This window comes from Geobacter sp. FeAm09 (assembly GCF_008330225.1).
In the GTDB taxonomy this organism is placed as follows: Bacteria; Desulfobacterota; Desulfuromonadia; order Geobacterales; family Pseudopelobacteraceae; genus Oryzomonas.
On record NZ_CP042466.1, the window covers coordinates 2069196 to 2082550 of the forward strand.

12 protein-coding genes, 1 pseudogene and 1 riboswitch are annotated in these 13355 nt (G+C 63.0%); of the genes and pseudogenes, 2 read left to right on the plus strand and 11 right to left on the minus strand.

The annotated features are described in order from the left end of the window. The first annotated feature begins 1 nt into the window (after nucleotide 1). On the plus strand, nucleotides 2-589 hold the full coding sequence (locus FO488_RS09745; protein ID WP_149210389.1) for an acyloxyacyl hydrolase: 588 nt from the start codon (nucleotides 2-4) through the stop codon (nucleotides 587-589). Between the two features lie 6 nt (nucleotides 590-595). On the opposite strand, the gene FO488_RS09750 is transcribed toward FO488_RS09745, so the two are convergent. From FO488_RS09750 to fabG, 7 genes are all read right to left on the minus strand, one after another. Then, nucleotides 596-3136, minus strand: a complete 2541-nt coding sequence (locus FO488_RS09750) for an MMPL family transporter (RefSeq protein WP_240731840.1) — start codon at nucleotides 3134-3136, stop codon at nucleotides 596-598. A 3-nt stretch (nucleotides 3137-3139) separates the two neighbouring features. Then, nucleotides 3140-3841 (minus strand): lipoprotein insertase outer membrane protein LolB, encoded by a 702-nt coding sequence (locus FO488_RS09755; protein WP_149210390.1) that lies wholly within the window; start codon nucleotides 3839-3841, stop codon nucleotides 3140-3142. 211 nt (nucleotides 3842-4052) lie between these two features. Continuing rightward, nucleotides 4053-4712: an outer membrane lipoprotein carrier protein LolA gene (locus FO488_RS09760; protein ID WP_240731841.1), complete on the minus strand. Its 660-nt coding sequence runs from the start codon at nucleotides 4710-4712 to the stop codon at nucleotides 4053-4055. Next, nucleotides 4709-5107, minus strand: coding sequence for a hydroxymyristoyl-ACP dehydratase (locus FO488_RS09765; protein ID WP_149210391.1), 399 nt, complete (start codon nucleotides 5105-5107; stop codon nucleotides 4709-4711). Before FO488_RS09765 ends, FO488_RS09760 begins: the two co-directional genes overlap by 4 nt. Continuing rightward, complete coding sequence (locus FO488_RS09770; RefSeq protein ID WP_149210392.1) at nucleotides 5085-6176, minus strand: beta-ketoacyl synthase N-terminal-like domain-containing protein; 1092 nt, start codon at nucleotides 6174-6176, stop codon at nucleotides 5085-5087. The genes FO488_RS09765 and FO488_RS09770 overlap by 23 nt, the downstream gene beginning before the upstream one ends. Beyond that, nucleotides 6173-7378, minus strand: a complete 1206-nt coding sequence (locus FO488_RS09775) for a beta-ketoacyl synthase (RefSeq protein ID WP_149210393.1) — start codon at nucleotides 7376-7378, stop codon at nucleotides 6173-6175. Before FO488_RS09775 ends, FO488_RS09770 begins: the two co-directional genes overlap by 4 nt. Before the next feature lie 92 nt (nucleotides 7379-7470). Then, nucleotides 7471-8211: a 3-oxoacyl-ACP reductase FabG gene (gene fabG / locus FO488_RS09780; protein WP_149210394.1), complete on the minus strand. Its 741-nt coding sequence runs from the start codon at nucleotides 8209-8211 to the stop codon at nucleotides 7471-7473. 195 nt (nucleotides 8212-8406) lie between these two features. Further along, nucleotides 8407-8558, plus strand: a riboswitch (FMN riboswitch). Nucleotides 8559-8667: 109 nt separating this feature from the next. On the opposite strand from fabG, the pseudogene ribB reads away from it, so the two are divergent. Continuing rightward, a pseudogene (gene ribB / locus FO488_RS09785) lies at nucleotides 8668-9314 on the plus strand (3,4-dihydroxy-2-butanone-4-phosphate synthase). A gap of 127 nt (nucleotides 9315-9441) precedes the next feature. Here the strand turns inward: ribB and FO488_RS09790 are convergent. Genes FO488_RS09790 through FO488_RS09805 form a run of 4 tightly spaced genes read right to left on the minus strand, consistent with a single transcriptional unit; the run spans nucleotide 9442 to nucleotide 13030 of the window. Beyond that, nucleotides 9442-9906 (minus strand): pyridoxamine 5'-phosphate oxidase family protein, encoded by a 465-nt coding sequence (locus FO488_RS09790; RefSeq protein WP_149210395.1) that lies wholly within the window; start codon nucleotides 9904-9906, stop codon nucleotides 9442-9444. Between the two features lie 35 nt (nucleotides 9907-9941). Beyond that, nucleotides 9942-10928, minus strand: coding sequence for an aldo/keto reductase (locus tag FO488_RS09795; protein WP_149210396.1), 987 nt, complete (start codon nucleotides 10926-10928; stop codon nucleotides 9942-9944). 20 nt (nucleotides 10929-10948) lie between these two features. Further along, on the minus strand, nucleotides 10949-11800 hold the full coding sequence (locus tag FO488_RS09800) for a metal-dependent hydrolase (RefSeq protein WP_149210397.1): 852 nt from the start codon (nucleotides 11798-11800) through the stop codon (nucleotides 10949-10951). A 24-nt stretch (nucleotides 11801-11824) separates the two neighbouring features. Further along, nucleotides 11825-13030, minus strand: coding sequence for an acetylornithine transaminase (locus tag FO488_RS09805; protein ID WP_149210398.1), 1206 nt, complete (start codon nucleotides 13028-13030; stop codon nucleotides 11825-11827). Nucleotides 13031-13355: the final 325 nt, after the last annotated feature.

Sequence of the window (13355 nt, forward strand, 5' to 3'; positions counted from 1 at the left end):
CATGACAAAAAGAACGTTCCTGACCATCCTTGCCCTCGCTGCCTGCCTCGCCCCGCTCTCGGTCCGGGCGGAAACCGCCGTCGCCACGGCCCAATCGGAATGCGCTCTGCTGACCGGCTACGGCATCACCCACCGCTATTTCGGCGCCACCCGCACCCAGGTGCAGACCTGGGACGTCATCGCCCGCTACGGCCGCTTCCTCTCCGATGAGGTCGGCAGGGGAAGCTGGTATCAGGGGCGACATGAACTGCTGGTGGAGGTGCCCTATCACCTGGCCGTGGACCATGACGCCAGGTCCATGGCGGGGGGGTATCTTTTGGGAAGCTGGAAATTTACCGGATTGGAGGGGATTGCCCCCTATGTCTTTGCCGGCGGGGGGATACTCTATGTGGATCTGGGGTTGCCTACCATGGGGACCAGGCTGGACTTTTCCTATCAGGGGGGAACGGGCATACAGTACTTCGTGCGCAAGGACACGGCACTCATGGCCGAGTACCGCTACCATCACATCTCCAACGCCGGAACCGCCGCGCCCAACGAGCCGCTCAACTCCAGCAAGTTCCTGCTGGGCGTGACGTTCTATCGTTGAGCCCTGTCAATCCACCCGGGAAAACCCTTTCAGGGCCATGGCCGCCGGCAGGGTAACCAGGCAAAAGAAGGTAATGAACCCTACCCCCAGGTTGGTGGCCCAGCCGATGGAAGACATGGCGCCATAGTCGGTCAGGGCCAGTGATCCGAACCCGACGATGGTGGTCATGGCCGAAAGAAAGACCGACCGGCCGATCTGCACATACTGCCGTTCCCGCTCTTCGGGCGTCTCCGCCGTGACCCGGAAGCGGATGTACAGGCCAAAATCGCTCCCCATCCCCACGATCGTCACCAACACCATGGCATTCATGAAGTTGAGCCCCATGCCGCTCAAAGCCATGGTCCCCAACATGCAACCAGAGGCGGCCACCACCGGAAACAGGGAATACAGCACCCCCGAGGGCATGGTGGCAAAATGGGCCAGCAAAAAGAACAGCACCAGCATCCCGCCCAGGAGGAAGGCGCCGGTAAAGCTGTTCCGTACGGCATCCCTCAACTGGTTGCTGATCAGGTCGATGCCGGTCATGCGGGCCGCAGGGTCCAGAGCAGCCAGCGCGGCCTGAAAGGCGGGCAGATCGAGCGAGGAGCCGGAATAGTGCAAATACGCCAGGGCGTGGTAACCGGAAGCGGTTTTAACCAGATGGCGATCGACAACCCCCTTGAGCGGCGAGGCCGAAAGGCGGGCCACCGCCTCTTCGGGACTCACCGGTACGGCTCGTTGCAGATGGCTCATCCCATCCAGAAACGGCTGGAACTGCTCCGAGGCAAAACCCTGCCGGTCGAGCGCCCCACGGACGGACTGCTCAAGGCGTGCGTCGCCAAAACGCTCCCGCAGCCGGAGAGACAACTCCCTTTGCGTCTTCGGGTCGTTGATCACCCGGCAGAGGGAAGACCACGCCACAATCTGGCCGCGCGCTTGGAGGGATGCCGCCAGTGCGTCCAGCCGCGAAACCCGCTCCAGAACATCGGGGAGATCACGCCCCTCCAACGCCACCAGTATCTGTTTCGGCGCAATACTCAAGTTCCGTTCGATTTTCTCCTGTGCCAGAAAAGCCTCGGAATGGCGTGGCTGCAGATTTTTGAGCTCGCCATCGAAGGTGATGGAAAAAGCCGCCCAGCAGAGTCCCGCCGCCATCAGCAGAGAGCCTGCGGCAACCGCCGCCGGATGCCGCAGCACGGCGCGCCAGAGGCGTGGCAGGCCGAGGCCGGGAATGGGGCGGTAGGTGATGGGAAAGCGACGCTCCATGAACAGCAGCAGAGGAGGCAGGAAAAACAGCGTGGCATAAAGGGAATAAATCACCCCCAGCCCCACCAGCAGGCCGAGTTCGTAGAGCGCGCGGACATCCGACACCATCAACGCCAGAAACGGGACCGCCGTGGTAATGGCGGCGGTGAAGACGCCGCGGCCGGTATCGAGAATCGCCAACTCCAACGCTTCCCGGGATGTTTTGCCGACAGCCCGCTCGCTGTGGAAGCGGTCGTAGATATGGATCGAATAATCGGTGCCGATGCCGGTGATGAGGGCGGTAAAGGCAAATGAAATGATATGGATGGATCTCAGGAACAGCCCGGCGGTCCCCAGGGCAAACAACACGCCGCACGCCAGGATCAGCGGGATGAGCAGGGTCGGCAACAAGCGCCGGTAGGCAAGGTAGAAAATGCCCAATACCACCAACAGAGAAATAACGATGCTCACGAGGACATTGGACTTCATCTCCACTTCATCGAGCACGGCGCTGATATGGGCACCGGCGCAGGAGATGGAGACCGGGGAACCACGGCGGGCATCGTTGATGGCCGCCACCAGTTTGCGGGCGAACGCCATGTCCTGGACCGGCCTGGCGGGTTCGGCGATCATGATCAGCACCGCTCCGTTGCGGGAGAGAAAATAAGGGGATGACGGGTCGAGGTCGAGGGCCTGGCCGCCGTTCTTGAGACGCGGCAGGATCAGGTCGCGCAGGGAAAGGGGGTCAACAATGGCCAAACCGCTGGCAAAACCGCCGAACTGTCCGGCCAGGTCGGCCTGGAGTTGCTGCAGTGCCGTGTTTGCCTGATCGGGAGCAAAACGGGCAACGAAACGGGGCAGATCATCCGGCTGAACGAAGAGTTGGGGGTGGATGACGGCATAGGCCATCAGTTCCTTGAAGGATGCCGCCTGGCTTTCGTCGTAGATCCGCCAGGTGACCCGCTTGAAGGCGGGTTGCCCATCGACGCGAGCCTGTTCGAGACGCTCGGCAAAACGTCCGGCCTCCGCAGGCAGGGACGGCGGGTCCCCCTCCAGCAGGAAGTAGGCTTCATTGGCGCTGCCGGTCCATTGAAGCGAGTCGAGCAACAACCTGAGGGCCGGCTGTCGGGACGGGAAAAGGCGAAAGATATCCGTCTCGAAATGGATGGAGGTGATCATGGCGACCGACAGAGCCACGGCGGCCGCAAACAGGGAGATGACGACCCGGGGACGCGTCGAGGCGGTACGGAAAACCCATCCCAGGTGACGGCGCGTGAGCGAGTCTCCAGCGGCGATGATACGCGAACACCACATGCGGAACATGGATCAGTGCTTTCCTTGCAGGGCGGACAACGGGTAGACGGTCAGGTTGTCCAGATGGAGGGTGAAGGCCTCGGGCGACAGCTCGGTATTGACCTCCGGCTCGGTGATCTTGATACGGAAGCGGCCGCCGTCGTGGCTGTACATGATGATCTCCGTGGCCAGGGGCACGCCGTTCACAACCTCGTAATCGTTGTAGTGGGCTTCGTCGCCGTTGGCCAGGCTTTTGGCTACCACCAGCCCGTTTTCGAAGGTCACGCGCTCCTTCAGGCCCATGCTGCCGGTCCGTTCCAGAGAACCGTCACGCAACGAACTGCCGGGGGCCGGCACCTCCATGACCCAGCGCGCCTGGCGCCAGGTATCCCCCTCCCTCTGCTGGGGAAGCTCGGCCAGCGCGCCGCGGAACGCCATCCCCTTGGAATTGTCCACAACCGTGACCTGATCGCCCGCCACAACGGTTTCCATCAGGGTGGTGCCGAAGGGGGAAAGAACCACCATCCGCATCCGGTCGGGACGCTGATAGAGCATAAAGCCGTTTGCGCCCATGCCCTGCTCTCCTTTGGTGACGGAGAGGGATACGGCAGCCGAGAGGGTATCCACCTGGACGCCGGGCCGGTACTCCAGGGGCGGTTTGGGAGTAAAGAGGGCGCAGCCGGCAACCTGGGACAGGGCTGCCATCAGGAACAAGAGGAATATATGGCGTTTCATCAAGGGTCCGATCGTTGTTGCAAGATTAAAAATAATAACCGCCTCTCACAAAGCTCACAAAGTCACGGAGAAAAATCTGTAACCCACTGCATTTCAAAATCAAATTACTTTGGATTCCACCAAAAACACTTTCTATCCTGCTTTTTGGGGATTCCCTCTGTGCCTTTGTGAGCTCTGTGAGAGACGAATTGTATCTTTATTTCTGGGTTTATCACTCCAGCCGGAAATCCCGGTCCGTCAGCCCCACGTTGCGGCGCACCTTCTTGAAGGTCATCACGGCGCGGTCACCGTTCTGTTCGACGATGACCAGCTTTCTGATCGTGCCGTCATCGAGAAAGGTAATGACCAGTTCCCTGACCTGCCCCTTGCCGCGGGGCGCGATGGTGACGGTGTAGACCGGGCCGGTCGCATCGGCGTGGACCCCCAGACCTTCCGGCAGGGTGGTGATCGGTGTGGCAAGCCGCGTGAACCAGCGTTTCAGCCCCTGTTCGGGAGGCAGGACGATCCGGTTTCGCCCCCCGCTCGCGCCCATGACCTGTTCGATGGTGTTGTCCCGCAGAACCATGCGGCTGGCATAGGGGGCGTTGAGTTCGAGATAGAACTGGTCAGGCTTGCGGAAGCGCACCGTGCCGTTCATGGTCATGGCCCGCTTCATCAACGAGAGACGTTTTTCCTGGCTGATCTCGGCCGTAAAGTCCGTGACCCCGGTAAAGGCCTTGCGCAGAACCTCAAGCCCTTCCACGGCGGGAATCTGACGGGCCTGGCAGGGAATGGCGCCCGCAAGGAACGCCAGCAGCGCGCCGCATGCAGCAAAGACCCGCCACCGGGCGGGGCCGTGAATGAAACGGGGACCTTGTCCTGACAACATCATAGTTTGCCAACTCCCAGGGTAAGTTGGGCCGTCACCAACGTGCGACCGTCGCAGGCCACCTCTCCCTCCACCATGAAGAGCCGGCCAAAGGCCTTGACCACCCGGACCGAAACCGAAAGCTCGTCACCGGCCCGGGGCACATCGGAGAATTCGGCCCGGTCAATGGCCGCCAGAAAGCCCCCTTCCCCCTCGTCCTGAATGGTGAGAATGCCGGCCAATTGGGCGATGCACTCCACCAGCAGCACCTGGGGAAGGCCGCGGCCCGACGTGACGGCCACCCGGGCGACCGCACGGACGCCGGTTTCCAGTTCCACGACCCGGTCAAGCAGCAGAAAGGGGTAACGGTGGGGGAGGTATGCCGCGGGATCAGCCTTAATGCGAAGCCCCTTTCGCATCGCCGGGGACAGGGGGCTGAGCGGGCGCGACTGCAGCGCCTCCCGTGAAGCGGATGGCATAGTAGGGGCCTTCGGGGGAGGCCGCCAGGTGCAATCCCTGCCGGCCGGCCTGAAGCTTGGCCAGCAGGGTAGCCATGGCCGTGCCCCCCATGGCCAGGGAACGCCCCAGGGTGCGGGCGGTGTCGATGGTGTCCCGGGCTCCGGCCCGCTGCATCAGAAGCGGAGTGTCACCGGCGGTGCCGGAAAGGGAGAGCAGATCGCAGCGCTCAACGCCGCTGAACAGGCGCTCCACCCCTTCCCGTTCACGACCGGCCGGGAGCAGGCCGATGGTGGCGACCGTCTCGACCGTCGCCTTGACCGGGGCATTGCGGCGGGCGGCGTGGGCGGCGCTTTCCAGCACCAGGATGCCGCTCCCCTCGCCGAAACAGGAGGCATAACGCCGCAGTTGGCCGGTGGCACTGAAGCCTGCGATCATCAGCGGCGTCAGGTCATCGGCCCCGCCGGTCAGCATGACGTCGGCCCGCCCTTCCGCAATGAAACGACAGGCCATGACAAAGGCCGATTCGGCCGAGCAGAAGCGTTGCACCAGCGTCACGTTGGGCCCCTTCAGGCCATGCCCGATGGAGGCGTTGCTGGCGGGCGCATTGGAAACCGTGTTGGGGAAGAGTACCGGCGCCAGCCCCTCGACACCGCTTTTGAAATAACCGCTGAGGAATTCGGCGGAATTTGCCACGCCGCCGAAACCGCACCCCAGGGCGATCCCGATCCGCTCGGGGTCCATACCCTTCAGGTCGATGCCGGCATCCTTGAGGGCCAGTCCTGACGCGCCGACGGCAAAGTGGCTGCATCGATCCATCTTGCGTGCCTTGAGCGGCGGCATGAAGTCCGAGGCCTTGAAGTCGAGCGCCTTGCCCCAGCGCTGCCCCGCCCCCCCGGGCACGTCTGCCGGCACGGGCGTCAGGGCGTCCCGACCCGACCCGAGGAGTTCCAGCACCGCTGCCATGCCGTTGCCTGCGGCGGTTACGGCCGAGAAGCCGCTGATGACGATATTGTCGAAGGAGTAGATCATGTGCCCAGCACCAGTGATGTGATGTTGCCCCCGAAGGCAAAGGAATTGGACATGGCGATGTCGGCTTCGCAGGGGCGCTTCCCTTCGTGGCAGTAGTCCAGGTCGCATTCCGGGTCGCGGCCGCGAAAATTCAGGGTTTGGGGAATGATGCGGAGGTTGAGGGCGATCACCGTGGCCAGGGCCTCGATGGCGCCGGCCGCCCCCAGACAGTGCCCGGTCATGGCCTTGGTGGAAATCAGCGGGACCGATTGAACCCGCTCGCCGAAGACCAGCTTCATGGCGTTGGACTCCACCACATCGTTGAGGGGGGTGCCGGTGCCATGGGCGTTGACCCACCCCACCCGGCCGCTGTCGATGCCGGCTGCCGCAATGGCATTGCGCATGACCCGCGCCGCCGTGGAGCCGGTCGGCTCCGGGGCGGTCATGTGATACGCCTCGCCGGCCAGGGCATAGCCGAGCACCGCACCATACACCCGGGCACCCCGGGCCAGGGCATCCTCTTCGCTCTCCAGCACCAGGAAGGCCGCCCCCTCTCCCAGGGAGATCCCCTGACGTCCCAGACTGAAGGGGGAACAGGGCTCGGGATCGACCACCTTCAGCGAGTTGAATCCGCCGAAGGTCAGAAGCGACAGGGTATCGGAACCACCGGCCACCATGGCCCGCTGTTGGCCGGTGGCAACCAGTTCGGCACCCCAGCCGATGGCGGTGGCCGACGAGGAACAGGCCGTGGTGACCGTCCCCTGGTAGCCGGCAAGATTGCAGGCCCGGGCTATCTCGGTGGCGGTCTTGTCGGGCAGGACGCCGCGCAATAGCACCGGCGGCGCGTTCTCTCCGGCCAAAAGCGCTTTCAGCCACTGCTCCGACTGGAACATGCCGGCGGCGCCCCCCCCCATGGAAATCCCCATGTCAAAAGGCGAATAATGACCGGCCAGCCCGCTGTCCGCCAGGGCCTCGGCGGCGGCGATCAGGCCGAACTGGTCGGCACGGGAAAGTTTCCGCGCCGTGGTGCGGTCGAAATGATCCAGCGGGTCATACCCCTTGACCTGGCAGCCGATATGGGAAGGAAAGGCCGACGCGTCGAACAGGTCCAGGGGGCCGATGCCGCTGATGCCGTTCAGCAGGGCGTCGCTGAATTGGGCCACATTCCTGCCCGCCCCGCAGAAGACCCCCACGCCGGTTATGACAACGCGTTTTCTCACCATATCACACCATATAGCAACAGGTTATCTCCATAATATGAAGTTAAACTTTAAAAAACAATGTCCGGAATTTGCGCCCGACGGCGCATCGCTGCCTAGACCGTGCCGCCATCCACGACCAGGATTTGACCCGTAATGTAGGAGGCCCGCCGGGAAGCCAGGAAAACGACCGCCTCGGCCACCTCCTCGGGGGTGCCGATCCTGCCGAGGGCCGAGCCCTTGACGATCCGTTCCACCACATCCTGCTTCAGGCCCGCGGTCATATCCGTTGCAATCAGGCCGGCCACGATGGCGTTGACCCGGATACCCATTCCCCCGACCTCCCGGGCCAGGGACTTGGTGAAACTGATGGCGGCTCCCTTGGAGGCCGCGTAATTGGTCTGGCCGGCGGTGCCGGTCAGGGCGGAAATGGAGGACACCGTCACGATGCTGCCGCTGCGGCGGGCCATCATCTTGCGCACCCCCCACTTGCAGCAGTGGAACAGGGGAGAAAGGTTGGTGCGCATGACCGCATCCCAATCCTCCTCCGCCATCATGGCCAGCCAGCCGTCGCGGATGATGCCGGCGTTATTGATCAGGACATCGATAGAGCCGCTCTCCCGTGAGGCCGCGTCGATCAACGCCTGGGCCCCTGCGGCCGTGCCCACGTCGGCCTTGATCACGCTGACCGTACCGGCCAGCCCCTGTGTTTCCGCCACCAGGGCTGCCGCCGCCTGGTCGTTGTTCAGGTAGGCGGCAAAGACGTGCGCCCCCTGGCGGGCGAACAGAAGCGAAACGGCCCGACCAATGCCGCGCGTGCCGCCGGTCACCACCACGATATGGTCTTTGAATTCCATCGAAACTCCGGTGAGCATATGATTACAGGAATTTTATTCTAACGTTTTCGCCGGAGCATGTCCAGAACTGACATCGACCGCCGTAATCAGGCACGGTCAGACGGTGCTGTCGTGCAGGCCATGCTGGCGCCGGCGCGGATCGATTCCGAACAAAGCCCCTTGACAGCATGGCCGGTACGCCGGTATGGTGGTTGCACTTATTCTCGGGGCGGGGTGAAATTCCCCACCGGCGGTATCCCGGCTTTGCCGGGGAGCCCGCGAGCGCCTCTTTCCTGCGGGGAGGAGGGTCAGCAGATCTGGTGAGACGCCAGAGCCGACGGTAACAGTCCGGATGAAAGAGGATAAGGCAGCGACCCACCTCATTGGTAACCGACACGCACCTTCGTGCGCGCCGGCATGTCCCGTCTGCCGTCCTGCCGCCCTGAGACCAATTCCCCTTGTTGAAGGAGTCGAATCATGTCTCAGGAACTGCTGGTTTCTTTTGGTACCCCTTTTGAACGTGTCGAGAACGCCCTGGCCGCATTGCGGGCCGGTGCCGGCGTATTGGTCACCGATGACGAGGAGCGGGAAAACGAGGGCGACCTCATCTTTGCCGCCGAGTCCCTGACCCCGGCCCAGATGGCGCTCATGATCCGGGAGTGCAGCGGGATCGTGTGCCTCTGCCTGACCTCCGAAAAGGTTGCCGCCCTCAAGCTGCCCATGATGGTGGCGGAGAACTCCAGCCGCTATCAAACAGCTTTCACGGTCACCATCGAGGCGGCGGAAGGCGTGACCACCGGGGTTTCAGCCCAGGACCGGGTGACCACCGTCCGGGCGGCCATTGCCGACCAGGCGCACTCCTCGGATTTGAACAGCCCCGGCCATGTGTTCCCCCTGCGGGCACGTCCCGGCGGCGTGCTTGAACGGGGGGACATACCGAAGCGACGGTTGACCTGATGCGTCTGGCCGGGCTCAAACCATGCGGCGTCCTGTGCGAATTGACCAACGAAGACGGTACCATGGCCCGGATGCCGGAAATCATCTCCTTTGCCCGGCAGCACAGCCTTCCGGTGGTTACCGTTGCCGACCTGATCGCCTATCGGCAGCAGGGCGGACACGTCTGAACGCGTTGAGGCGATCAAGGGGAAATAACGTGGCGAGTTCCGCCGCCCTACCGCTTCAATTCGCGGGGCGGGCATGACGGCGGAATCAACCACCTGCCAGAGATGATGTACAAGCCAAGAAACGGCGTCATCGGCGCGCCTTGCCGCAGATGTCCTCGATGCTGACCTTGAATACTCTGGTCTGCTCCCGCATCGCTTCGATGTAGTCCAGCCCCGCCGAACGAAAGGCGGCGGAATATTTGGCCAGGAGTCCTTCCAGGACCTGCTGCTTCTCCTCCTCGAAGGCCTCCGTCGCCCTGCCGGAGATGACGACACTTTCGTACCTGGTGGCAAACTGGTCGGGCAGGACCTCGGTCGTGCCGACCACACAGAACGATACCCTGCCGTCGGCGGCAATGTCGGTCAGCTTGTGCCCTTCCAGGGCGCAGTGGAAGTAGATGGCGTCGTTGCCGAGGCAGTAGCTGAGCGGGATGCCGTACGGCTGGCCATCCGGGTCGCAGGTTGAAAGGATTCCGTACTCGCCCCGTTCCAGGATCGCCCTCGCCTCCGGCTCCGTAAGGGCCCGCTCTTTGCGGCGCAGTTCATGGTGCATGTCAGCAACTCCTTGGTGGTATGGATTGGCAGGGCCTACCGGTTGATGATCGCCATCATGGCCGCCGGATAGCGCTCGCCGGAAGCCGCCCCCTTGGGCAGCATCCTGTCGATCTCGGCCATCTCGGCTGCGTCGATCGCCACCGTTGCAGCGGCCACATTCTCTTCCAGGTATTTTCTCCGCTTTGTCCCCGGTATGGGCACGATGTCGTTTCCCTGGGCCATCACCCAGGCCAGGGCCAGTTGGCCCGGCGTGCACCCTTTGCGCGCTGCAATAGCCTTGATCTGTTCCACCAGATGCAGGTTCCTGTCGAAGTTCTCACCCTGAAAACGGGGGGACAGGCGGCGGTAGTCGTCGGCATCGAAGTCCTCGAAACGGGTGATCTGCCCGGTCAGGAATCCCCGCCCCAGGGGACTGTAGGCCACAAGACCGATCCCCAGCTCCCGCAGGGTCGGCAGCACCTCGTCCTCCGGGTCACGGCTCCAGAGCGAGTATTCGCCTTGCAGCACACTGACGGGATGCTCGGCGTGGGCGCGGCGGATGGTGAGCGGACCGGCTTCGGACAGGCCAAGGAAACGGACCTTGCCGGCGGTCACCAGGTCGGCCATGGCGCCCACGGTTTCCTCGATGGGGACATCCGGGTCCACCCGATGCTGGTAATAGAGGTCGATATGGTCCACATCCAGCCGCTTCAGGGAGGCGTCGCAGGCCGAACGCACATAGTCGGGACGGCCGCACACGCCGCGATAGTTCGGGTCTTCGGTGCGGACTATGCCGAATTTCGTCGCCACGACCACATCGTTGCGCTTCCCCTTGATCGCCCTGCCGACCAACTCCTCGTTGGTAAACGGGCCATACATGTCGGAGGTATCCAGCAGGGTGACGCCCAATTCCAGGGCGCGGTGGATGGTGGCGATGGCTTCCGCCTCGTCCCGCTGGCCGTAGAAATCCGACATCCCCATACACCCCAGCCCTTGGGCCGAGACTACCAGTCCCTGTGTTCCCAGTGTTCTCTGTTCCATAGCCGACCTCCTTTGCCGGGTCAGTGAACGGGCCAGACCAGTTTTTCTCCTACCGTCATGTGCTTCATGGCCGGATGGGGGCCATCCTTGGGCAGGGCGGCCAGTTCCCGGGCGAATTGTTCCGGCGTGCCTTTCAGCAGCGGATTGGCACCGAAGTGCATCGGAACGACCAGGCCGGGATTGACCAGCCTGGCGGCCAGGGCGGCCCGTTGCGGCCCCATGGTGAAATGACCGCCGATGCAGGCCAGCATGATGTCGATCTTGTTCAGCGAACCGATCAGGGCCATGTCGGAGAAGAGATCCGTGTCGCCGGTATGGTAGATGGTCGGCCCGCCCTTGATGGCGATGACGAAACCGCCCGGGGTGCCGCCGTAGACCATCCTGCCGGGCAGCGGGCTGTCCGCCGCCCCCTCCACAACCGAGCTGTGCACGGCCGGCACCGGCAGGATACGGACCTCGCCGTCCAAAAGATTCAGCTCGCCGCCCGGAAAGCCCATGTGGCTCCGTTCGGCCAGCTTCTCAGGAAAACCGCCGTACTGCACCAGGGCCCGCCCCAGATCGTAGCTGGCCACCAGCCTGGCGCCGGTCTTTTTGGCGATCTCCACGCCGTTGCCGACATGGTCGCCATGGCCGTGGGTAATCAGGATCAGGTCCACCCTGGTGAGGGCGGCCAGGTCGGCGGCGCCGTTTTTGTTGAGCGGATTGACGACCCAGGGGTCGATCAGCAGCACCTTGCCGGACGGCGTCGTGATCTTGAAGGCGGACTGGCCGTACCAAGTCAGCTCCGTCGTAGCGGCGGCCAAAGCATTAACGGGCATGGCCAGCCCCACGGCGAGCATCAGCACACCTGCCATTTGCAGCAATCTGTTCATGTGTGACCTCCTTGGATGGAGAACTCATAACCTGCCGGCCGACAAAATCTCATCGAGGATCGTAAGGCAGGTGGCAATCTCCTCTTCGCTGACGTTCAGGGCCGGCATGAAGCGCAGGGTTTCGGGGCGCGCCGCGTTGATGATCAACCCTTTGTCCCTGGCCCGTTCCACGATGTCGTTTCCATTGGCATCCGGCAGACTCAGCGCCAGCAGCAGCCCCTCACCCCTGACCTCTCCCAGGACATGTTTTTGGGAAAGTGCCTGCAACCCCTGCCGCAACACTTCACCCATTGCCCGGACCTGCTCCAGGAAACCGGGGGCCAGCAGCTCCTGCATCACGGCGATGCCGGCCGCCGCCATGACCGGGTTGCCGTTATAGGTTCCCCCCTGGTCCCCCGGCTCGAAACAGCAGGCGTCCTCCTTTGCCAGCAGCGCGGCAAGGGGCACGCCGGCGCCGATCCCCTTGCCGAGGGTCATGATGTCCGGTTCCACCCCGGTCCGCTGATAGGAGAAGAGCGAACCGGTCCGCCCCATGCCGGTCTGCACCTCATCGAAGATGAGCAGCATCCCCTTTTCCCGGGTCAGCCGCCGCAGGCCGTGCAAAAACTCCCCTGAAGCCGGGATCACCCCCGCCTCCCCCTGGATGGGCTCAAGCATGACCGCCACCGTCCTATCGCTGATGGCCTGTGCCACCGCTTCCAGATCGTTCAGGGGCACCTTGACGAATCCCGGCACCTTTGGTTCGAACAGATCGCGCCATGGCGGTTTTCCCGAAGCGGACATGGTTGCCAGGGTGCGGCCGTGAAAACCGTTGACCATGGTGATGATCTCAAATGCGCCGTTGCGGTGGACGCTTCCCCACTTGCGGGCCAGTTTGATGGCGCCCTCATTGGCTTCTGCGCCGCAATTCGCAAAGAAGACCCGTTGGCAACAGCTATTGGCAACCAGGAGATCGGCGAGCTTGAGCGCCTGATCGTTATAGAATGCCGGGCTGGGGCTGATGAGACGGTAGGCCTGCCGGGCGATTGCGTCGGCAACGACCTTGGGGGAATGCCCCAGGCAGTTGACCGCCCACCCCTGGATGAAGTCCAGGTAAACTTTGCCATTCTGGTCGTAGAGCCATGATCCGCGACCCTCAACCATGGTGATGGGTGGCCGCTTGGTTATGAACATGAGCGACGAAAACGCCGTTTCGTCAACAAAGGGAGCATCTTCCTGACAATCTGCCATGGTTTTCTTTCCTTTCACGGTGTGGCCGCCGATCCGGGATGCATCAGGTCGGCCGGGGCCTCCGGGATGGTTGTTGCCACGTATCCCCGTTATGCCTGCGGGGGGCGTGAGAATTTCTTACCAGGATTAGCAGATGCCGCGCCATTTGACAACGTTTACGGTACCCCAATCGGCACGGGCTCGGCCCGCGCCACCGGAGGCATTACATTTCCGACGACAAGTTGCCGATAAATATACCATCTGCATAGGCGGGGAGCGGCATGGAACTGTCTCAGATCACAAAAGAACTCAACGTACCGTTGACGCGCCAGGAACGCAACCTGGT